Source organism: Streptomyces sp. NPDC005004, assembly GCF_053600675.1.
This window is the reverse complement of sequence record NZ_JBSGAH010000007.1, coordinates 307816-329190: the sequence shown is the minus strand read 5'-3', so window position 1 is coordinate 329190 and position 21375 is coordinate 307816. Positions and strand designations below refer to the sequence as shown.

The 21375-nt window shown below is 72.7% G+C and carries 17 protein-coding genes; 14 read left to right on the top strand and 3 right to left on the bottom strand.

The genetic code is table 11. The features are described from left to right. Positions 1-107: 107 nt before the first annotated feature. From ACWEEU_RS12905 to ACWEEU_RS12870, 8 genes are all read left to right on the top strand, one after another. Positions 108-824 (top strand): hypothetical protein, encoded by a 717-nt coding sequence (locus ACWEEU_RS12905; protein ID WP_451731551.1) that lies wholly within the window; start codon positions 108-110, stop codon positions 822-824. An 81-nt stretch (positions 825-905) separates the two neighbouring features. Then, positions 906-1751, top strand: a complete 846-nt coding sequence (locus ACWEEU_RS12900) for a DegV family protein (RefSeq protein ID WP_451731548.1) — start codon at positions 906-908, stop codon at positions 1749-1751. A 156-nt stretch (positions 1752-1907) separates the two neighbouring features. Further along, complete coding sequence (locus ACWEEU_RS12895; protein ID WP_451731545.1) at positions 1908-2912, top strand: helix-hairpin-helix domain-containing protein; 1005 nt, start codon at positions 1908-1910, stop codon at positions 2910-2912. Next, positions 2909-5425, top strand: coding sequence for a ComEC/Rec2 family competence protein (locus ACWEEU_RS12890; protein WP_451731542.1), 2517 nt, complete (start codon positions 2909-2911; stop codon positions 5423-5425). The genes ACWEEU_RS12895 and ACWEEU_RS12890 overlap by 4 nt, the downstream gene beginning before the upstream one ends. 148 nt (positions 5426-5573) lie before the next feature. Beyond that, complete coding sequence (locus ACWEEU_RS12885; protein ID WP_385744159.1) at positions 5574-6455, top strand: YceI family protein; 882 nt, start codon at positions 5574-5576, stop codon at positions 6453-6455. 52 nt (positions 6456-6507) lie between these two features. Then, positions 6508-6753 carry a hypothetical protein gene (locus ACWEEU_RS12880; RefSeq protein ID WP_161178987.1) on the top strand — a complete coding sequence of 82 codons (246 nt, stop codon included), beginning with the start codon at positions 6508-6510 and terminating at the stop codon, positions 6751-6753. A 161-nt stretch (positions 6754-6914) separates the two neighbouring features. Continuing rightward, positions 6915-7904 (top strand): DNA polymerase III subunit delta, encoded by a 990-nt coding sequence (gene holA / locus ACWEEU_RS12875; RefSeq protein ID WP_451731538.1) that lies wholly within the window; start codon positions 6915-6917, stop codon positions 7902-7904. 310 nt (positions 7905-8214) lie between these two features. Beyond that, entirely contained in the window at positions 8215-9198 is a 984-nt protein-coding gene (locus ACWEEU_RS12870; RefSeq protein WP_451731535.1) for a CorA family divalent cation transporter, read from the top strand. A 256-nt stretch (positions 9199-9454) separates the two neighbouring features. On the opposite strand, the gene rpsT is transcribed toward ACWEEU_RS12870, so the two are convergent. Continuing rightward, positions 9455-9721, bottom strand: a complete 267-nt coding sequence (gene rpsT / locus ACWEEU_RS12865) for a 30S ribosomal protein S20 (RefSeq protein ID WP_161178162.1) — start codon at positions 9719-9721, stop codon at positions 9455-9457. A gap of 226 nt (positions 9722-9947) precedes the next feature. Between rpsT and lepA the strand changes: the two genes are divergently transcribed. The 4 genes from lepA to hemW all read left to right on the top strand — a co-directional run bounded on the left by lepA (position 9948) and on the right by hemW (position 17379). Beyond that, positions 9948-11822: a translation elongation factor 4 gene (gene lepA, locus ACWEEU_RS12860; protein ID WP_385744166.1), complete on the top strand. Its 1875-nt coding sequence runs from the start codon at positions 9948-9950 to the stop codon at positions 11820-11822. A gap of 292 nt (positions 11823-12114) precedes the next feature. Further along, positions 12115-13989, top strand: a complete 1875-nt coding sequence (locus ACWEEU_RS12855) for an AMP-dependent synthetase/ligase (protein WP_451731530.1) — start codon at positions 12115-12117, stop codon at positions 13987-13989. Positions 13990-14235: 246 nt separating this feature from the next. Then, positions 14236-16104: a SpoIIE family protein phosphatase gene (locus tag ACWEEU_RS12850; protein ID WP_451731591.1), complete on the top strand. Its 1869-nt coding sequence runs from the start codon at positions 14236-14238 to the stop codon at positions 16102-16104. Positions 16105-16146: 42 nt separating this feature from the next. Then, on the top strand, positions 16147-17379 hold the full coding sequence (gene hemW, locus ACWEEU_RS12845; RefSeq protein ID WP_385744170.1) for a radical SAM family heme chaperone HemW: 1233 nt from the start codon (positions 16147-16149) through the stop codon (positions 17377-17379). 15 nt (positions 17380-17394) lie between these two features. On the opposite strand, the gene ACWEEU_RS12840 is transcribed toward hemW, so the two are convergent. Beyond that, entirely contained in the window at positions 17395-18207 is an 813-nt protein-coding gene (locus tag ACWEEU_RS12840; RefSeq protein ID WP_385744172.1) for a DUF3097 domain-containing protein, read from the bottom strand. A 34-nt stretch (positions 18208-18241) separates the two neighbouring features. Beyond that, on the bottom strand, positions 18242-18964 hold the full coding sequence (locus ACWEEU_RS12835) for an MBL fold metallo-hydrolase (RefSeq protein WP_385744174.1): 723 nt from the start codon (positions 18962-18964) through the stop codon (positions 18242-18244). Positions 18965-19125: 161 nt separating this feature from the next. Between ACWEEU_RS12835 and hrcA the strand changes: the two genes are divergently transcribed. Continuing rightward, complete coding sequence (gene hrcA, locus ACWEEU_RS12830; RefSeq protein ID WP_199583762.1) at positions 19126-20142, top strand: heat-inducible transcriptional repressor HrcA; 1017 nt, start codon at positions 19126-19128, stop codon at positions 20140-20142. Next, a complete protein-coding gene (dnaJ, locus tag ACWEEU_RS12825; RefSeq protein ID WP_199583761.1) occupies positions 20143-21285 on the top strand; it encodes a molecular chaperone DnaJ in 1143 nt (380 codons plus the stop codon). Positions 21286-21375 lie beyond the last annotated feature (90 nt).

Below are 21375 nucleotides of genomic sequence, written 5' to 3'. Positions count from 1 at the left end.
TCCCCTACGGGCAGGTTCGGGGTTCGGACGGAACCCCGGGCCTGCCCGTTGCGTTTACCGTAAAGAGCGAGGCGGCGCGTGCCGCCCAGGGGTCGAGGAGGAGCGTCATGGAAACCGTGCTCACCGTGGTCGCCCTGCTCGTCCTGCTCTGCCTCGGCCTCGGCGTCTACGCCACGGTCAAGGTGGTCGGCGCCGCCAAGCGCACCGTTGACCGCACGGTGGCCCAGGCCCGCCGCACGGTCGAGGACCACACCCTGCGCGCCAAGTCCTACGGCCGCCCCGGGCCGGCCGGCGAGATCGCCCAGTTGCGGCTCGCCCTGCGCACCTCGATGCGCGCCACCCAGGACGCACTGCACTCGGGCGTCGTCCAGGACGAGTCCCTGAAGGAGTCCCTCGGCCTCTTCGAGCGCCTCAGCACGCACGGCCAGGAACTGGACGGCATCCTGCGGCGTCTGGAGTCCGAGCCCGACCGCTCCACCCTCGCCGCACGGCTGCCCGAGCTGCGCACCCGCACCGAACGCATCACCGCCTCCGCCGACTCCCTGCGCTGGGCCGTCCGCGACCGCGCGGGCCGCTTCGCCGACGACGACCTGGACTCCCTCAGCGCCCAGATCGACATCGAGACCGGCGCCCTGCGCCACTGGACCCGGACCGGCGACCCGGGCGCCCCCTGGCCGGAAACCCAGACGAATGCGGGCGGCGACTGGCCCCCGGCCGCCGGTTCCGACCGCCCGGACCCGGTCGCACCGCACGCGATCACTCCGCCAGGACCGCGCCCGGTCCACCCCTGGCAGCGCAAGCCGCGCCCCGAGACCACCGCCTGATCCCGGCCCCTCGGCCCGTCCCGGTTCCCCCGACCGGGGTCGGGCTGCCGCACCCCTCCTACGCCAGGTAACCTCCAGCTCATGTCCCGCCATGTCGCGATCGTCACCGATTCAACGGCCTACCTGCCGCACGGGGCGATGGAGCGCCACGGCATCACCGCGGTGCCGCTGACCGTGGTCCTCGGCGACCGGGCGCTCGAAGAGGGCACCGAGATCTCCACCCGCTCCCTCGCCCAGGCGCTCCAGAAACGCCGCCCGGTCACCACCTCCCGGCCCAGCCCCGAGGAGTTCGCCGCGGTCTACCGCGAGGTCGCCGCCTCCGGCGCGAGCGGCATCGTCTCCCTCCACCTGTCCGCCGAACTGTCCGGCACCTACGACGCGGCCGTCCTGGCGGCCCGTCAGGCGCCCGTGCCGGTACGGGTCGTGGACACGCAGATGGTCGCCATGGCGCTCGGCTTCTGCGCGCTGGCGGCGGCCGGGACGGCGGAGGCGGGCGGCACGATGGACGAGGCCGTGGCCGCCGCCGAGAAGCGCGCCTCGACCACGTCCGCCTACTTCTACGTGGACACCCTCGACTATCTGCGCCGGGGCGGCCGGATCGGCACCGCACAGGCCCTGCTCGGCTCCGCTCTCGCCGTCAAACCCCTGCTCCAGCTCACGGGCGGCCGCATCGAACTCCTGGAGAAGGTCCGCACCGCTTCCAAGGCGATTGCCCGCCTGGAGGAGATCGCCGTGGAGCGGGCGGGCACCGGAGAGGTCGACATCGCCGTCCACCATCTCGCCGCGCCGGAGCGGGCGTCCGTGCTGGGGGAGCGGCTGGGGGAGCGGCTGCCCGGGCTGGGCGAGATGCATGTGAGCGAGGTCGGGGCGGTCATCGGGGCGCACACCGGGCCGGGGCTGCTGGGGGTCGTGGTCTCGCCCCGGTGAGGGGCCTTGGGAGGGCTCGCGCGAGGCTCGGGCGAGGGCTTGCCGTGAGGCGGTGGTGTCACTCGTGAGGGTGGCGGAGTTGTCCACAACCAGGTCCGGTTCCACGGAAATTGAGCAAGATCATCGCGAGTCGGCGGAATGTCCGATCCTCGTCGCATGACACTTCGATCAGACACACGCACAGCCGTTCCCACCAGCGGTCCGGGCCGGGGTCCCGACTCCGACGGCCGCACCCGGCATCGCCGCCCGCAGCAGAACGGCCGGGCGCACAACGGACGGGCCCGGCACCGGGCGCCCGTACCGGCGGACGAGCTGCGCCGCCGCGCCGGGCTTCTCTTCGGTGAACCACCCGTGGAAACCGGGGAGTCGGGCAACGCCCCACCAGGAGGCACCAGGTCCCGGTATCAACCCCGCTATGTACGCGCTCCGTTGGAGGATCCCGAGCCGCCGCCTCCCGGCCCCGGCTGGCGGGAGCGGGCCGGGCTCGCGCTGCGGGAGCGGATGCCGCTGTGGCTCCAGACCCGGTGCGGGGTCGAACGGCGGAGCGTGATCGCGCTCACCGCGGTGCTCCTGATCGCCGCCGCACTCGCGGCACAGCACTTCTGGAGCGGGCGTACCCAGACGGTGAGCGCGCCCGAGGTGGTGCACGCGAAGAGGCCGTACGCAGGGGCGCAGGGCTCGGGCGGTGTGAAATCCCCTGTGACCGTGGCCGGTTCGGCGCCTCCCGGCGGGCAGATCGTGGTGGACGTGGGCGGCAAGGTGCGGGAACCCGGGATCAGGGAGCTGCCCGCCGGTTCGCGGGTCGCCGACGCGCTGAAGGCGGCGGGCGGGATGCGGCCGGGGGTGAGCGCCGAGGGGCTCAACAGGGCGCGGTTCCTGGTGGACGGGGAACAGATCCTCGTGGGTTCGACGATGGCTCCGGCCGCGCCACCGGGACCCGTGGGCGGCGGGGGTACGGGCGGCCCCGCCTCCCCGGTCTCCCTCAACACCGCGACGCCCGAACAGCTCGATACCCTCCCCGGCGTCGGCCCGGTCCTCGCCCAGCACATCCTCGACTACCGCACCCGGCACGGCGGATTCCGCGCGGTGGAGGAACTGAAGCAGGTCAACGGCATCGGGGACAGCCGGTTCTCGGACCTGAAGCCGCTGGTGCGGCCATGAACGCGGTACGCGGTGCGGCCGCCGAGTCCGTCTCCGCCGAGGGACCCACCGGGCGGGAGCCCCCGGAGGCGGGCCCGGCGGACCTGCGGCTCGTACCGCCCACCCTCGCGGCCTGGGGTGCCTCGGCGCTGCTCATCGTGGTCCCGCTGGGATGGAGCCTCGGGGTGGCGGCCGTCTGCCTGGTCGCCGGGCTGCTGTCGGTCCGGCGGTCGCCGGGCCGGCGGTTCTCCTGGCCCCGGGCGCCGGTCGCGGCCGTGCTGCTGTGCACCGCGGCGGCAGCCGTCTCGGCGGGGCTGCACGGGGAGGACGTACGGCGCGGACCGGTGCCCGAGGCGGCACGGCGGTTCGCGAGCGTCACCGCCGAGATCGAGCTGACGGGTGACCCCTGGACGAGCAGACCGCGCGTGCGGGGCGACCACGCGGCACCGGTGGCGGTGCTGGCGAGGGCCGAGGTGCGGGAGGTGACGAACGAGGACGGCGGCAGGGCGCCTGTGCGGACCCGGAGTCCTGTGCTGCTGATCGTCGACACGAAGGTCCCGCCGCCGACCGGTGCCGTGGGGGAGCCGGACCGGCCGCCGTGGCTCGCGCTGCTGCCCTCGACGCGGCTGCGGGTGGCGGGCCGGCTGGCACCGGCCGACGCGGACGGCGACCGGAGCGCCGCCGTACTGCGGGTGCGCGACTGGCCGGTGCCCCGGGTCGTCGGAGGCCCGAGCGGGCCCCAGCGGCTGGCGGGCGGGCTCAGGGCCGGACTGCGCGAGGCGACCGAGGGGCTGCCGTCGGACGCGCGGGCCCTGTTGCCCGGGCTGGTCGTCGGCGACACCTCACGGATCACACCCGAGCTGGACGAGGCGTTCAAGGAGACCGACCTCGCGCACACGCTCGCCGTCTCCGGCAGCAACCTCACCATCCTGCTCGCCCTGCTCATCGGACCACCCGGCCTGGCCCAGCGCGCCGAACGGCGCGGACTCGCCCCGCGCCTGGGACTCTCGCTGCGGACCACCGCGCTCCTCGCGGCGGCCCTGACCCTCGGCTTCGTCGTCGTCTGCCGTCCCGACCCGAGCGTGCTGCGGGCGGCTGCCTGTGGCGCGGTCGCCCTCCTGGCGCTGGCCACCGGCCGCCGCAGGTCCCTGGTCCCCGCGCTCGCCGCGACGGCCCTGCTGCTGGTCCTCTACGACCCGTGGCTGGCCCGGAGTTACGGCTTCGTGCTCTCGGTGCTGGCGACCGGCGCCCTGCTGCTCCTCGCGCCCCGCTGGAGCGAGGCACTGCGGCGGCGCCGGGTTCCCGCCAGGCTGGCCGAGGGGCTGGCCGCCGCTGCCGCCGCCCAGGCCGTGTGCGCGCCGGTGGTCGCGGTGCTGTCGGCGCGGGTGAGCCTGGTGGCGGTGCCGTGCAACCTCCTCGTGGAGGTGGCCGTCGCCCCGGCCACGGTGCTGGGATTCGCCGCGCTCGCGGTCGCCCCGGTGGCGATGCCCGCCGCCAAGGTGCTCGCGTGGGGCGCGGGTTGGCCCGCTCGGTGGATCGCCGGGGTGGCCAGGACCGGGGCGGCGCTGCCCGGTGCGGGGGTGGACTGGCCCGGGAGCTGGCCGGGGGCGTTCCTGCTGGCCGCGCTCACGGTCGTGCTCGTGCTCGCCGGGCGGCGGCTGGTCCGGCACCCGTGGTGGTGCGGGGCGCTCGGTGTGGTCCTGCTCCTCGCGGTGGTGCGGCCCGCCCCGCTGACCCGGGTGGTCACGGGCTGGCCGCCACCGGGCTGGCGGTACGCCATGTGCGACGTCGGCCAGGGCGACGCCACGGTGCTCGCGACCGGGCCGGGCGCCGGCGTGGTCGTGGACGCCGGACCCGATCCGGCGCCGGTCGACCGCTGTCTGCGGGAACTGGGCATCACCCGCGTTCCCCTGGTGATCCTCACCCACTTCCACGCCGACCACGTCGCGGGCCTGCCCGGCGTGCTGCGCGGCCGTTCGGTGGCCGCCATCGAGACCACCGGCTTCGCGGAACCGCCGGACCAGGCCGAGGCGGTACGCAGAGCGGCCGCCGCCCGGCACATCCCGGTCACCCGGGCCGTGGCGGGAGAGGAGCGCCGTATCGGACCGCTCGACTGGCGGGTGTTGTGGCCCCCGGCCGCCCCGGCGCCGGACCCGGACGGACCGAACGACGCGAGCGTCGCCGTGCTCGTGCGGACCGGTGGCCTGCGGCTCCTGCTGCTGGGCGACCTCGAACCGCCCGCGCAAAGAGAGTTGCTGCTGTCGCCGGGCGCGGCCGATCTGGCGCGCGTGGACGTACTGAAGGTCGCCCATCACGGCTCCGCCTATCAGGACCCCGACCTGATACGCCTGGCGTCCCCGCGGCTCGCCCTCGTGTCCTGCGGCGTCGACAACCCCTATGGACACCCGGCCCCGTCCACGGTGGCCGCGTTGCGCGCGGGTGGAGCGGTGGTGCTGCGCACGGACCGGGACGGCGCCCTCGCGCTCACGGGAGGAGGCGGGGCGCACGGGCGGCTCCAGGTGGCGAAGGGCTGACCGGCGACTGTCGGAACCGCCAATTCGGTCGAGTCCGGCGCATGGGCCGGATTGCCTTGATGTGGGCTCGTGTTGCTCGAAAGCCGCATCAGGTGATCGAATGAATCTTCGGCAACATATGATGTCGAGGCGCACAGAGGTGTCGTACATGTTCGGCCGGTGGCTGGAAAAACGAACGAACCGGTTCCACCGGACGAGTCCCCTGGCGGCGGTCCGTACCCCGCCCGACGCCGGCGTGCTGAGCTGCCGGGTGCTCGATCCGGTCTACGAGCCCGTGGGCAACGCGGACCTGACGGTCATCGACAGCGTCGGCCGCAAGGTGGTCAGCGGCGGTACCGACCCCTACGGCCTGTTCATGGCCACGGTCCCGGCGGGGGAGTACCGGCTCGCGGTCGCGGCCGAGGGGTACGCGCCCTACCGCGCGACCGCGATGGTCGGCCAGAACTCCCTCGCCTCCCTGGGCGATGTGACCCTCCAGGTCGCACAGCCCCCGGAGCCCCCGGCGCGCGGCGACTGGGAGATCGACCCCGCGCACTCCTCCATCGCCTTCACCGCGCGGCACATCGGACTGGCCCGGATCCACGGGCGGTTCAACTCCTTCGCGGGCGCGGTGCGCATCGCCGACCGCATGGAGAACTCCGCGATGCACGTGGTGATCGACGCCGCGGCCATCGACACGGGCGTCCGTATGCGCGACGACCACCTGCGCTCCCCGGACTTCCTGGACGTGCAGCGGTACCCGACGCTGGAGTTCTACAGCGAGCGCTTCACCCACCGAGGCGGCAACCGCTGGGCCGTCACCGGCGCCCTCTCCCTCCACGGCGTGACCCGCACGGTCACCCTCGACACCGAATACCTCGGCCTCGGCAGCGGCATGGAAGGCGAACCCCGCGCCGCCTGCCGCGCCACCACCGAACTCCACCGCGACGACTACACGATCAGCTGGCAGACCATGCTGGCCCGCGGCATCGCGGTGGTCGGCCGCAGCATCCGCGTGGAGCTGGACGTCCAGATCGTCCCCAAGGCGTGAGGCACCGGGGGCGACGCGTCGGGCCGCCGGGACCGTGCCGGAGAATGTCACGGTGAGCGATGTGAGACACGTGCTGGTGCTGCCCGACCGGGATGCCGCCGAGGAGGCGGCCGAGGCGCTGGGGGAGCGGTTCGGGATCGACGAGGAGCCGCGGCTCGTCCGGGACGCCCTGGCCGGGGAGGACGACGCCGAGGACGCGCAGTGGCTGGTGGTGTTGCGGGACGAGGCGGGGCGGCTCGACCCCGCCGAGCTGGACGCCTTCGCGGGGGAGTGGGACGGCTGGCGCGAGGAGCCGTGAGGGCGGCTGCGCCTCGGGCGCAGTCGGTGCCGTGTGGCGCCTCTGCCGTGATTCCGCCCATGTCCCGGGGGTGACCCCGAGATCGTCTCGGGGTCGCTTCGGGGGCCGGTCAGGGTGTGCGGGCCGGTTCGTTGTCGGTGGCGCGTGGGATGCTTTGAGCGATGGCAAGAAAGACTGCGAATGACGACCCTCTCGCCCCGGTGACGCTCGCCGTGGGCCAGGAGGACCTCCTGCTCGACCGTGCCGTGCGGGAGGTGGTGGCCGCCGCCAGAGCCGCCGACGCCGACACGGACGTACGCGACCTCACCCCGGACCAGCTCCAGCCCGGCACCCTCGCCGAGCTGACGAGCCCCTCGCTCTTCGCCGAGCGCAAAGTCGTGGTCGTACGCAACGCGCAGGACTTGTCCGCCGACACGATCAAGGACGTCAAGGCGTACCTCGGCTCGCCCGCGGAGGAGATCACCCTCGTACTGCTGCACGCCGGCGGCGCCAAGGGCAAGGGGCTGCTCGACGCCGCGCGCAAGGCGGGCGCACGGGAGGTGGCCTGTCCGAAGATGACCAAGCCGGCCGACCGGCTGGCGTTCGTGAGAGGGGAGTTCAGGGGGTTCGGGCGGTCCGCCACGCCGGAAGCGTGCCAGGTGCTCGTGGACGCGATCGGCAGCGACCTGCGCGAGCTGGCCTCCGCGGTGGCCCAGCTCGTGGCCGATGTCGAGGGCACGATCGACGAGGCGGTCGTCGGGCGCTACTACACCGGCCGCGCGGAGGCGTCGAGCTTCACCGTCGCCGACAAGGCGGTCGAGGGGCGCACCGCCGAGGCACTGGAAGCCCTGCGGTGGTCGCTCTCGACCGGTGTGGCCCCGGTGATGATCACCAGCGCGCTCGCCCAAGGCGTGCGGGCGATCGGCAAGCTCTCCTCGGCCTGCGGTGGCCGCCCCGCCGACCTCGCCCGCGAGCTGGGAATGCCCCCGTGGAAGATCGACCGTGTCCGGCAGCAGATGCGCGGCTGGACCCCGGACGGCGTCGCCGAAGCCCTGCGCGCGGTCGCCGAGGCCGACGCGGGGGTGAAGGGCGGCGGCGACGACCCGGAGTACGCCCTGGAGAAGGCGGTCGTCATCATCGCCCGAGCGGCCCGCTCCAGGGGCAGGGCGTAGAGGCGACCGGTTCGCGGGGCGTGGCGCGTTCGGCTTGAGCCGCGCCCCACGGCCCGAGCCGCGCCCGCTGGGTGCGCGGGTCGCACCCGCACCGCCCGGCACTGCGGTGCAGCCCGGCACCGGCGCCCGCGCGATCCGACGTCGAAGTCCGCCCGGCCGTCATCGGAGCCGCCCCGCCAGGCACCGACGCCCGCACCCCCCTCATCCGTTCGCCCCATCCCCCGACCCGCACGAGTGCCTCCAGGTGCGGAAGTGCCGAAGCCAACGCCACGCTGGAACCCGCAGCATCCGGCACGGACGGCGAGGGGCGATGATCGTAACGGTGGTGTCGATGCCGGAGGCGACGGTCGCGCGGGCGGATGTCGCGGAGGCCAGGGAGCGGCTGGCGAGGGACCGGTTCGTGCTGGTCGACATCGAGTTGCCGGAGGAGGAGAGTGAGGAGCGGCCGGAGGCGTGGTCGATGGCCGAGCAGTTGGGCCTGGACGCGGAGGGGCTGGACTGGTTCGGGCGGGCGGACGAGCCGCCGCGGGCCGAGTATCTGGGGGACAGGGCCGGACTGGTGGTGCCCATCGTCCATGGGGAGGGGATCGCCCTCGTCCACGTGCTGGTGACCGACCGCTTCCTGGCCACCGTGCACCGGGGACGGGCGGGTCTCGCGACACCCATGGGCCGGGCGCTGACGCACGAGCGGCCCTCCGACGCCGTGGCGGTGCTCTTCCTCCTGCTCGGGGAGGCGCTCGGCACGTTCCGCCGGGCCGCGGTGGAGGCGCTGCTGGAGACCGAGGAGCTGGAGGACGACATGTTCGAGGAGCGGCTCCCCGAGCAGGTGCGCCGGCTGGCGCAGTTGCGGCGCCGCTCGGCCCTCCTGCACCACTACCTGCGGCCGTTCCTGGAACTGACCGACGAGGTACTCACCCGGCGGATGATGAGCCCCACCTTCCCCGAGCAGCGGCAGCGGCTCGCGCGGGAGTTCCAGACCAGCGGGAGGCTGGTGCTGGCGGAGATCGAGTCGTTGCAGGAGGCCACACGCCGGGCGTTCGCGAGCTACTCCTCGCTGGTGGCCGGGGAGCAGAACGGCGTGATCAACCGGCTGGCCATCGTGTCGGTGGTGTTCCTGCCGCTGTCGTTCCTCACCGGGTTCTTCGGGATGAACTTCACGTTCCTGACGGACAAGCTGGAGAGCAGGGACGAGTTCTGGCTGCTCGCCATCGGGCTGCAGATCCTCGTCCTGCTCCTCTCCCTCTACGTCCTGCACCGCACCCGGATCTGGCGCAGGCTGCGCGAGGACGACTGACCGGCTGCAGACCAGAGCGGCCACTGACCGGCCGCACCGACCGGCCACCGTCCCGCCGCACCCGCACCCGCACCCGCGCATGACGAAGACCCCGCCCGGAACCCTTGGGGAAGGGTCCGGCCGGGGCCTTCGGATGAAGCATCTGAACTCGCACCCGCGTGGCGAACGCAGGCCGCGTGCGAGTTCGGGAGCCGGTGGGGGGCGGAAGAGAGAGGGCCCGCCCTGAGTCCCGCCGGCGTTCAGATCAGGTGAGAACTCAGCCCTTGAGGTCGGTGACCTTGGCGGCCAGCGCCGACTTCTTGTTGGCGGCCTGGTTCTTGTGGATGACGCCCTTCGAGACGGCCTTGTCGAGCTGACGCGCGGCAGCGCGCTGGTACTCGGTGGCCTTCTCGACGTCACCCGCGGCAGCGGCCTCACGGGCCTTGCGGATCGCGGTCTTCAGGGAGGACTTGACGGCCTTGTTGCGCAGCCGCGCCTTCTCGTTGGTCTTGATCCGCTTGATCTGGGACTTGATGTTCGCCACGAAGGAGCCTTTTCAGGTTCAGGCACGGGACCGCGCGGGCCCCGGACCGGTGATCCAAGGATTTCAGTACGTGTCTCGCGCCGAGAGGGCATGAGGCACAGCCATCAACAGTACCAGTGGCCCTCTCGGCGGCCCAAAACGGCTCCCGGTCGCTCTCCGTGGGACCATGGAGACTACGTATCGATCCGACCCGAGGCATAAGGCGCCTCAAGAGACAGGACCCTGCGTGCCCGCGACCCCTAACCATGTGCCCGAGCCGAGCCGTACCGACCCGGCTCTGATCCGCAACTTCTGCATCATCGCGCACATCGACCACGGCAAGTCCACGCTCGCCGACCGGATGCTCCAGCTCACTGGTGTGGTCGAGCAGCGGCAGATGCGTGCTCAGTACCTCGACCGGATGGACATCGAGCGCGAGCGCGGCATCACGATCAAGTCCCAGGCGGTGCGTCTGCCCTGGGCCCCGACCGAGGGCCCCGACCAGGGCACGACGCACATCCTCAACATGATCGACACCCCCGGGCACGTCGACTTCACCTACGAGGTCTCGCGGTCGCTGGCCGCCTGCGAGGGGACCATCCTCCTCGTCGACGCCGCTCAGGGCATCGAGGCGCAGACCCTCGCCAACCTCTACCTGGCGATGGAGAACGACCTCACGATCATCCCCGTGCTGAACAAGATCGACCTGCCGGCCGCGCAGCCGGAGAAGTTCGCCGAGGAGCTGGCGAACCTCATCGGGTGCGACCCCGACGACGTGCTGAAGGTCTCCGCGAAGACCGGCATGGGCGTCGAGGCGCTCCTCGACCGGGTCGTCGAGCGGATCCCGGCCCCGGTCGGCGTCAAGGACGCCCCCGCCCGCGCGATGATCTTCGACTCGGTCTACGACTCCTACCGCGGTGTCGTGACGTACGTCCGTGTCATCGACGGCCAGCTCAACAAGCGCGAGCGCATCAGGATGATGTCGACCGGCGCGACCCACGAGCTGCTGGAGATCGGTACCAACTCGCCCGAGATGCTCCCGGCCGACGGCCTGGGCGTCGGCGAGGTGGGCTATCTGATCACCGGTGTGAAGGACGTCCGCCAGTCCAAGGTCGGTGACACCGTCACCAGCCAGGTCAAGGGCGCGACCGAGGCTCTCGGCGGCTACAAGGACCCGAAGCCGATGGTGTTCTCGGGCCTGTACCCGCTGGACGGCTCGGACTACCCGGAGCTGCGCGAGGCCCTGGACAAGCTCCAGCTCAACGACGCCGCCCTGGTGTACGAGCCGGAGACCTCCGCCGCCCTCGGCTTCGGTTTCCGCGTCGGCTTCCTCGGCCTGCTGCACCTGGACGTGATCCGGGAGCGCCTGGAGCGCGAGTTCGGCCTCGACCTGATCGCCACCGCCCCCAACGTGGTCTACCGCGTGGTCATGGAGGACGGCAGCGAGCATGTCGTCACCAACCCGAGCGAGTTCCCCGAGGGGAAGATCAACGAGGTCTACGAGCCGGTCGTGCGGGCCACCATCCTGGCGCCCACCGAGTTCATCGGCTCGATCATGGAGCTGTGCCAGACCCGGCGCGGCACCCTGCTCGGCATGGACTACCTCTCCGAGGACCGCGTCGAGATCCGCTACACGCTGCCGCTCGCGGAGATCGTCTTCGACTTCTTCGACCAGCTCAAGTCCAAAACCCGCGGCTACGCCTCGCTGGACTACGAGCCCACGGGTGAGCAGACCTCCAGCCTGGTCAAGGTCGACATCCTCCTGCACGGCGACAAGGTCGACGCCTTCTCGGCGATCACCCACAAGGACGCCGCGTACGCGTACGGGGTGCGGCTCGTCGCCAAGCTGCGCGAGCTGATCCCCCGGCAGGCCTTCGAGGTGCCGATCCAGGCCGCCATCGGTTCGCGCGTCATCGCCCGCGAGACCATCCGCGCCATCCGCAAGGACGTCCTCGCCAAGTGCTACGGCGGTGACATCTCCCGTAAGCGGAAGCTGCTGGAGAAGCAGAAGGAAGGCAAGAAGCGGATGAAGATGGTGGGTTCCGTGGAGGTTCCGCAGGAAGCCTTCATCGCGGTGCTCTCCAGCGATGACAGCACGGGATCGGGCAAGGCCAAGAAGTAACCGCGCGCGGCTCCGGGCCGTACACGCAATTCCGGGCACAAGGGGCTCGTCGCACACAAGTGCGGCGGGCCCCTGCGTGTGCGGCGGGTCGCTCTGCGTGGACGTTCCGTGGGCCCCTGTGGGGAAGTCGCAGGCCGAGTCCTCTTACGCGACGGGCGGTCGCGCCTTACCCTGATCCCTGCCCCATAGTTACTCGCGAGTTAAACAACAGGCCGTACCCGTTCGAGTTCCCCACGTGAGTCAACCCAGCCGCACCGAGTCAGCCGCACCGTCGCGGGCCCCGGAGGATGTCGTGAGCGACACACAGACCCTGATCGAGAACCGACCGCCCTCCGTGGCGGCCCTCTTCCTGGAGCGCGTGGCGGCGACACCGGACGCCGAGGCATACCGCTACCCGGTCCCGTCTCCGGCGGGCACCGGTCCGGACGAGTGGAAGTCGCTGAGCTGGAGTCAGGCCGCCGAGCGCGTGTACGCCATCGCGGCCGGCCTCATCGAGCTGGGCATCGAGCCCGAGGAGCGGGTGGCGCTCGCCTCCTCGACCCGGGTCGAGTGGATCCTCGCCGACCTCGGCATCCTCTGCGCGGGCGGTGCCACCACGACCGTCTATCCGCAGACCAACTCCGACGAGTCGGCGTTCATCCTCTCCGACTCCGAGAGCCGGGTGCTGATCGCGGAGGACGCCGCCCAGGTCGCCAAGGCGGTCGAGCGGCGCGCCGAGCTGCCCACGCTCACCAAGGTCGTCGTCATCGACTCCGAGGGCGTGGAGACCGACGACTGGGTGATCACCCTGGCCGAGCTGGAGAAGTGCGGCGCGGCCTATCTGGAGACGCACCCCGAGCTGATCAAGGAGCGGGTCGGCGCGATCACCGCCGAGCAGCTCGCCACCCTGATCTACACCTCCGGCACCACCGGCCGCCCCAAGGGCGTGCGCCTGCCGCACGACAACTGGTCGTACATGGCGAAGGCCATCGCCGCGACCGGGCTGCTCGGCCCGGACGACACGCAGTACCTGTGGCTGCCGCTCGCGCACGTCTTCGGCAAGGTGCTCACCTCCGGGCAGATCGAGATCGGCCACGTCACCGCCGTGGACGGCCGCGTGGACAAGATCATCGAGAATCTGCCGGTCGTGCGCCCGACGTACATGGCCGCCGTGCCGCGCATCTTCGAGAAGGTCTACAACGGCGTGGCGGCCAAGGCCCGCGAGGGCGGCGCCGCCAAGTACAAGATCTTCCAGTGGGCCGCCGAGACCGCCCGCGAGTACGCCAAGGCGTCCCAGGACAGCTTCCGCCGCACCGGCACCGCCTCCGTGCCGTTCGCGCTCGCCGCCAAGCACAAGGTGGCCGACGCCCTGGTCTACGCCAAGATCCGCGAGGCGTTCGGCGGGCAACTGCGCGCCTGTGTCTCCGGCGCCTCCGCCCTCGCCCCCGAGATCGGCTACTTCTTCTCCGGCGCCGGCATCCACATCCTGGAGGGCTACGGCCTCACCGAGACCTCCGCCGCCTCCTTCGTCAACCCGGGCGAGGCGTACCGCACCGGCACGGTCGGCAAGCCCGTGCCCGGCACCGAGGTGCGCATCGCGGAGGACGGCGAGATCCTGCTGCGCGGCCCCGGCGTCATGCAGGGCTACCACCAGCAGCCCGAGAAGACCGCCGAGGTCCTGGAGTCCGACGGCTGGTTCCACACCGGGGACATCGGCGAGCTGTCGGCCGACGGCTACCTGCGGATCACCGACCGCAAGAAGGACCTCATCAAGACCTCCGGCGGCAAGTACGTGGCGCCCGCCGAGGTCGAGGGCCAGTTCAAGGCGGTGTGTCCGTACGTCTCCAACATCCTGGTGCACGGCGCCGACCGGAACTACTGCACCGCCCTCATCGCCCTCGACGAGCCCACGATCCTCCAGTGGGCCGCCGACAACGGCCTGGAGGGCAAGTCGTACGCCGAGGTCGTCGCCGCGCCGCAGACCGTCGAGCTGGTCGCCGGGTACGTGAAGCAGCTCAACGAGGGTCTCCAGCGCTGGCAGACGATCAAGAAGTTCCGCCTGCTGCCCCGTGACCTCGACGTGGAGCACGGCGAGATCACCCCGAGCCTGAAGCTGAAGCGGCCGGTCGTCGAGCGGGAGTACCGCGGGCTGATCGACGAGATGTACGCGGGGGCCCGCGAGGCCTGACCGGGCTCCGGGTGTCGGGGGTCCAGCCCGCCCGGCCCCCGGCCCACCGGCGCGCAGTTCCACGACCGCACGCACACGCGTCCAGGGAACGGGCGTGAACCCTCCGAAGTGGGGAGTTCGCGCCCGTCTCCGCTCGAAAGTGTTCGTCTTCTGGCACACCAGTAGCACAGTTCCCCGTCACGGCCGCTCATTTCGGTGACACAGTGCTTATGTGCGCCCCCTGTCTGTCACCCTGGCCGCATGGACATGGCGGCCATACCGACCCAGCGGGCGACCGACGCCCCCGTCGGTGACACGCCCGCGTACCCCGGCGCGGGCCCGCTCGGCGAAGGGCGGGTCACCCTCGCCGGGAGCCTCGCCGCGCCCGGCTCGGCCCGCGCGCTGGTGCGCGGCGCCTTCACCGAGTGGGCGGGACTCGGACTGACCGGACCGGACGGTGACGCGCGGCTGGCCGACGACGCGATGGCCGTCGTCAGCGAACTCGTCACCAACGCCGTCGTGCACGCGGGGACCGAGGTCGAGGTCGCCTGGCGCCTCGAGGCGACCGGCGCGTTCACCGTGGAGGTGCACGACCACCACCCGGCGCGCGCCCCCCGCGACCCCGCCGACCCCGACGCGCCCGAGATGCCCGAGCACGGGCGCGGACTGCGCCTGGTCGCCACCCTCGCCGAGACCTGGGGCGTCACCTACCGCTCCCACGGCAAGACCCTGTGGGCCCGGCTGCCGCCCGGCGGCAAGGAGGAACCCGAGGGACCCGCGCCGGTACCCGCGCTGCGCGCCGCCGAGGCCCTGGCACCGCAGCCGCAGCGCCCCGGCGGCGACCGGGACTGGCTGGGCCGGGGCGCGCTGTCCTTCCTCGCCGAGGCGTCCGACCTGCTCGCCGGCCAGCTCGACGAGAACCTGGTCGCCGCCCTCACCGGCCAGCTCCTGGTGCCCCGGCTCGCCGACTGGTGCGCGGTGTGGCTGGAGGACGAGGCGACCGTGCGCACCGGCTGCGGCTCCGGGCCCGTGCGGGTCTGGCACGCCCACGAGAGCCGTATCGAGGAGCTGCTCCGCGCCCTGGAGAAGGAGCCGCCGCGCCCCGACGGCGTGCGTTCGGGCCCGGAGCCCTACCCCTGGCCGGGCGCCGCGCTCGGACCCGAGGGCACCCACGGCACCGCGCTCGCCTACCGGCTCATCGCGGGCGGCCGCCCGCTGGGCACTCTGGTGATCGGCCGCTGCGGGCTGCTCCGCTTCCCCGACGAGGTCACCGGGCTGGTCGAGGACCTGGGGCGCCGGGTGGCGCTGGCCATCGGCGCGGCCCGGCAGTACGCCCGCCAGGCCACCATCAGCGCCGTCCTCCAGCGCGGCCTGCTGCCCGGCGCGGTCGCGGAGATCCCGGGCGTGCGCAGCGCGCTGGTCTACGAGCCCCGCGACAAGGGCGGCCCCAGCGGCGACTTCTACGACATCTTCCCGGCGGGCGACGGCCGCTGGTGCTTCGCCGTGGGCGACGTCCAGGGCAAGGGCCCGGAGGCCGCGGTGGTGATCGGCCTGGCCCGGCCCTGGATCCGGCTGCTGGCGCGCGAGGGCTACCCGGTCGCGGGCGTCCTCGACCGCCTCAACCAGCTCCTCCTGGACGACGCCACCGAGGCCGCCGACGCGGCCGCCCGCGCGCTGATCGCGGCGGGCGGCGGCCCCTTCGCGCCGGGGGAGGGCCCGCAGAGCCGTTTCCTCTCCCTGCTCTACGGCGAGCTGATCCCGCACGCGGATGGCGGCTTCCGCTGCGTCCTCGCCTCCGCCGGGCACCCGCTGCCGCTGGTGCTGAGCCCCGACGGCGCGGTCCGCAGCGCCGCCCGGCCGCAGACGCTGCTCGGCGTGGTCGAGGACGAGACGTACACCAGCGAGAGCGTCGAGCTGCTGCCCGGCGACAGCCTGCTGTGCGTCACGGACGGGGTGACCGAGCGCCGCTCCGGCTCCAGCCAGTTCGACGACGAGGACGGGCTCGCGCACGCCCTCGCGGGGTGCGCGGGCCTGGACGCCGAGCGCATCGCGGAGCGCATCCACGACCTGGTGCTCGGCTTCGCCCCCGACCTGCCGGACGACGACCTGGCGCTGCTGGTGCTCCAGGCGGAGTGAGGTCCGGCAGGGTGCCGTCCCGAGTACGGGACAATGGAGGACATGCCTTCCGCACTCCCCGACGGCGAGCCCGTCCCCGACGACGGCGCGCTGCCCCCCGCCGCGCTCGCCGGCGCCGCCGAGCGGCCCCTCGGGTTCTATCTGCACGTCCCCTACTGCGCGACCCGCTGCGGCTACTGCGACTTCAACACCTACACCGCCACCGAGCTGCGCGGCACCGGCGGCGTGCTCGCCTCCCGGGACAACTACGCGGACACCCTCACCGACGAGGTCCGCCTGGCCCGCAAGGTGCTCGGCGACGACTCGCGCGAGGTCCGCACGGTCTTCGTCGGCGGTGGCACGCCGACCCTGCTGGCCGCCGGGGACCTGGTGCGGATGCTGGGCGCGATCCGCGACGAGTTCGGACTCGCGCCGGACGCGGAGATCACCACCGAGGCCAACCCGGAGACGATCACCCCCGCCTACCTCGCCGAGCTGCGCGCCGGCGGCTTCAACCGGATCTCCTTCGGCATGCAGAGCGCGAAGCCGCACGTGCTGAAGATCCTGGACCGCACACACACCCCGGGCCGCCCCGAGGCCTGCGTCGCGGAGGCCCGCGCGGCCGGGTTCGAGCACGTCAACCTCGACCTGATCTACGGCACGCCCGGCGAGTCCGACGACGACTGGCGCGCCTCCCTGGAGGCGGCCCTCGGCGCGGGCCCCGACCACGTCAGCGCCTACGCCCTGATCGTCGAGGAGGGCACCCAGCTCGCCCGCCGCATCCGCCGGGGCGAGGTCCCCATGACGGACGACGACGTCCACGCCGACCGCTATCTGATCGCCGAGGAGATGCTCTCGGCGGCGGGCTTCGACTGGTACGAGGTCTCCAACTGGGCCACCTCCGAGGCGGGCCGCTGCCTCCACAACGAGCTGTACTGGCGCGGCGCCGACTGGTGGGGCGCGGGACCGGGCGCCCACAGCCACGTGGGCGGCGTCCGCTGGTGGAACGTCAAGCACCCCGGCGCGTACGCCGCCGCGCTGTCCGCCGGGCGTTCCCCGGGCGCGGGCCGCGAACTCCTCTCCGATGAGGACCGCCGAGTGGAGCGCGTCCTGCTGGAGCTGCGGCTGCGCGAGGGCGTCCCCCTGTCCCTCCTGAAGCCCGACGGTCTCGCGGCCTCCCGCCGGGCCCTGTCGGGCGGCCTGCTCGACCCCGGCCCGTACGACGCGGGCCACGCGGTGCTCACCCTGCGCGGACGGCTCCTCGCGGACGCGGTGGTGCGGGACCTGGTGGACTGATCACGCCGGGCGGCGTCAGGCCCCGCCGCCGTCCGTGACGAAGTCGATCAGTTCCTCGACCCGTCCCAGCAGCTCCGGCTCCAGGTCCTTGTAGGACGTCACCTTCGCCAGGATCGCCTGCCACACCGCCCCGGTGTTCTCCGACGGCCAGCCCAGCGCGCGGCACACCCCCGTCTTCCAGTCCTGGCCGCGGGGCACCCGGGGCCAGGCGGAGATGCCGAGGGCGGAGGGCTTCACCGCCTCCCAGATGTCGATGTAGGGGTGGCCGACCACCAGGGCGTGCTCGCTGGTCACCGACTGGGCGATGCGCCACTCCTTCGTGCCGGGGACCAGGTGGTCCACCAGGACGCCCAGGCGGGCGTCCGGGCCGGGGGAGAACTCCGCGACGACGGCAGGCAGGTCGTCCACGCCCTCCAGGTACTCCACCACCACGCCCTCGACGCGCAGGTCGTCGCCCCAGACCTTCTCGACCAGTTCGGCGTCGTGGCGGCCCTCGACGTAGATGCGCCCGGCGCGGGCCACGCGGGCGCGGGCGCCCGGGACGGCCACGGAGCCGGAGGCGGTGCGGGTGGGGCGTGCGGGGGCGGCGGAGGGGCGTACGAGGGTCACCGCGCGCCCTTCGAGGAGGAAGCCGCGCGGCTCCAGCGGGAACACCCGGTGCTTGCCGAAGCGGTCCTCCAGCGTCACCGTGCCCGCTTCGCAGCGGATCACCGCTCCGCAGAACCCGGTGCCGGGCTCCTCCACCACCAGACCCGGCTCGGCCGCGACCTGCGGCACCGGCTGCGGCTTCTTCCAGGGGGCGGTCAGATCGGGGGAGTACTCGCGCATTCCCATGACGATAGGAGAACCCGTACCGCCCCTGTCACGACACGCCGAAACGGGCTGCCAGGGCGTCGCGTTGGCGCCGAACGAAGTGCGCGTCGACCACCGCTCCGTGACCGGGCACGTACAGCGCGTCCTCGCCGCCGAGGGCGAGCAGCCGGTCCAGGGCGGCGGGCCAGCGGGCGGGTACGGCGTCCGGGCCCGCCTGGGGTTCGCCGGACTCCTCGACCAGGTCGCCGCAGAAGACGACCTCCGGCGAGCCGGGCACCAGGACCGCGAGATCGTGCGCGGTGTGGCCCGGACCGACGTTGGCGAGGAGCACCTGACGGCCGCCGCCGAGGTCGAGCGTCAGCTCGCCCGAGACGGGGTGGAGCGGCACCGGCAGCGTGGCGACCGCCTCGTTCGCCTCCGCGACCGGCAGACCCTGGGTGATCGCGTCGTGCCGCAGCTCCCCGGCCTCGTGCGCCAGCACCGCGTCCATGCCCACCGCCGCGTACGTCTCCGCCGCCGCGAACGCGGCCGCGCCCAGCACGTGATCGAAATGTGGGTGGGTCAGCGCGAGATGGGTCACATCGTGGCCGGTCAGCTCCCGCACCGCCGTCTCGAGGCGGGCACCCTCCGCGAGGCTCGACCCCGCCTCCACGAGGAGCGCCGCACCCGAGCCCACCACCAGCCCCGCCGTACAGTCCCAGCCCGGCAGCCGGCACCGTCCGACACCCTCGCCAAGCCGCTCCCACCCCAGGTCTTCCCAAGTCACGCTCATACCGGGACGCTATCGGCAAGAAGCCGGCGCAGTACCGCTGACCTTGCCCGGGCGGTACCCCACGGCCGTACACTGGGCGGGGGAAGTCTGGCACTCGCCCCAGCAGAGTGCCAGGGAGCAGGTCGAGTGCCGCAGGGCGACAAGATGGAGGTGCGCGCCGAATGCTGAGTGAACGCAGGCTTCAGGTGCTGCGCGCCATCGTCCAGGACTACGTGGGCACCGAGGAGCCCGTCGGGTCGAAGGCGCTCACCGAGCGGCACAACCTCGGCGTCTCCCCGGCCACCGTGCGCAACGACATGGCCGCCCTGGAGGACGAGGGGTTCATCGCCCAGCCGCACACCAGCGCGGGGCGCATCCCCACCGACAAGGGGTACCGCCTCTTCGTCGACAAGCTCGCGGGCGTCAAGCCGATGTCCGCGCCCGAGCGGCGCGCGATCCAGAACTTCCTGGACGGCGCCGTCGACCTGGACGACGTGGTGGCCCGCACGGTCCGGCTGCTCGCGCAGCTGACCCGGCAGGTCGCCGTCGTGCAGTACCCCTCGCTGACCCGCTCGACCGTGCGGCACGTGGAACTGCTCTCGCTCGCCCCCGCGCGCGTGATGCTGGTGCTGATCACGGACACCGGCCGGGTCGAGCAGCGGATGGTCGACTGCCCGGCGCCGTTCGGCGAATCCTCGCTCGCCGATCTGCGCGCCCGGCTCAACAGCCGGGTCGCCGGACGCCGGTTCAGCGACGTGCCGCGACTGGTCGAGGACCTCCCCGATGCGTTCGAGGCCGACGATCGCGGTACCGTCTCCACAGTGCTCTCCACACTGCTGGAGACACTGGTCGAGGAGAACGAGGAACGGCTGATGATCGGCGGCACCGCCAATCTCACCCGTTTCGGACACGACTTCCCCCTGGTGATCCGGCCCGTCCTGGAGGCACTTGAGGAGCAGGTCGTGCTGCTCAAGCTCCTCGGCGAGGCCAAAGATCCGGGCGTCACCGTGCGTATCGGGCACGAGAACGCCCACGAAGGACTCAACTCCACGTCCGTCGTGTCGGTCGGCTACGGTTCGGGCGGCGAGGCGGTTGCCAAGCTCGGCGTGGTCGGACCGACCCGCATGGACTACCCGGGAACGATGGGAGCGGTACGCGCAGTGGCACGGTACGTCGGACAGATCCTGGCGGAGTCGTAAGTGGCCACGGATTACTACGCCGTTCTCGGCGTGCGCCGCGACGCGTCGCAGGATGAGATCAAGAAGGCGTTCCGCAGGCTCGCGCGCGAGCTGCACCCGGACGTCAATCCGGATCCGAAGACCCAGGAGCGGTTCAAGGAGATCAACGCCGCCTACGAGGTGTTGTCGGACCCGCAGAAGAAGCAGGTCTACGACCTCGGCGGCGACCCGCTCTCGCAGGCCGGCGGCGCCGGTGGCGGCGCGGGCGGCTTCGGAGCCGGTGGCTTCGGCAACTTCTCCGACATCATGGACGCGTTCTTCGGCACGGCGTCGCAGCGCGGTCCGCGCTCGCGCACGCGCCGTGGCCAGGACGCCATGATCCGGATCGAGGTCGAGCTGGACGAGGCGGCCTTCGGCACGACCAAGGACATCCAGGTCGACACCGCGGTCGTCTGCAACACCTGCAACGGCGAGGGCGCCGCCCCCGGCACCACCGCGCAGACCTGTGACATGTGCCGCGGCCGCGGCGAGGTCTCCCAGGTCACCCGGTCCTTCCTGGGCCAGGTCATGACCTCGCGGCCCTGCCCCCAGTGCCAGGGCTTCGGCACCGTGGTCCCGACCCCGTGCCCCGAGTGCGCGGGCGACGGCCGGGTCCGCTCCCGGCGCACCCTGACGGTCAAGATCCCCGCCGGTGTCGACAACGGCACCCGCATCCAGCTCGCGGGCGAGGGCGAGGTCGGCCCCGGCGGCGGCCCCGCCGGTGACCTGTACGTCGAGATCCACGAGCTGCCGCACTCGACCTTCCAGCGGCGCGGCGACGACCTGCACTGCACGGTCACCATCCCGATGACCGCCGCGGCCCTCGGCACCAAGGTGCCGCTGGAGACGCTGGACGGCATGGAGGAGGTCGACATCCGGCCCGGCACCCAGTCCGGCCAGTCGATCCCGCTGCACAACCGGGGCGTCACGCATCTGCGCGGCGGCGGCCGGGGTGACCTGATCGTCCACGTCGAGGTGACCACGCCGACCAAGCTCGACCCCGAGCAGGAGCGGCTGCTGCGCGAACTGGCCAAGCTGCGCGGCGAGGAGCGGCCCACGGGCCAGTTCCAGCCCGGCCAGCAGGGTCTGTTCTCCCGGCTGAAGGACGCGTTCAACGGCCGCTGACCGAGAGCGCCGGCAGAAGGAGGGGGGTGCCCGGCACCCCCCTCCTTCCGTTTCCGCGGCAGGGGCGCCGGGTCCGATTCGGACTCGCGC

Coding starts and splice junctions, on each gene's coding strand:
- ACWEEU_RS12885 (WP_385744159.1), top strand. CDS start 5,574: ATGTTCGGCCGGTGGCTGGAAAAACGAACGAACCGGTTCCACCGGACG.
- holA (WP_451731538.1), top strand. CDS start 6,915: ATGGCAAGAAAGACTGCGAATGACGACCCTCTCGCCCCGGTGACGCTC.
- ACWEEU_RS12835 (WP_385744174.1), bottom strand. CDS start 18,964: ATGAGCGTGACTTGGGAAGACCTGGGGTGGGAGCGGCTTGGCGAGGGT.
- ACWEEU_RS12895 (WP_451731545.1), top strand. CDS start 1,908: ATGACACTTCGATCAGACACACGCACAGCCGTTCCCACCAGCGGTCCG.
- ACWEEU_RS12870 (WP_451731535.1), top strand. CDS start 8,215: ATGATCGTAACGGTGGTGTCGATGCCGGAGGCGACGGTCGCGCGGGCG.
- ACWEEU_RS12900 (WP_451731548.1), top strand. CDS start 906: ATGTCCCGCCATGTCGCGATCGTCACCGATTCAACGGCCTACCTGCCG.
- ACWEEU_RS12840 (WP_385744172.1), bottom strand. CDS start 18,207: ATGCGCGAGTACTCCCCCGATCTGACCGCCCCCTGGAAGAAGCCGCAG.
- ACWEEU_RS12850 (WP_451731591.1), top strand. CDS start 14,236: ATGGCGGCCATACCGACCCAGCGGGCGACCGACGCCCCCGTCGGTGAC.
- ACWEEU_RS12890 (WP_451731542.1), top strand. CDS start 2,909: ATGAACGCGGTACGCGGTGCGGCCGCCGAGTCCGTCTCCGCCGAGGGA.
- hemW (WP_385744170.1), top strand. CDS start 16,147: ATGCCTTCCGCACTCCCCGACGGCGAGCCCGTCCCCGACGACGGCGCG.
- ACWEEU_RS12905 (WP_451731551.1), top strand. CDS start 108: ATGGAAACCGTGCTCACCGTGGTCGCCCTGCTCGTCCTGCTCTGCCTC.
- hrcA (WP_199583762.1), top strand. CDS start 19,126: ATGCTGAGTGAACGCAGGCTTCAGGTGCTGCGCGCCATCGTCCAGGAC.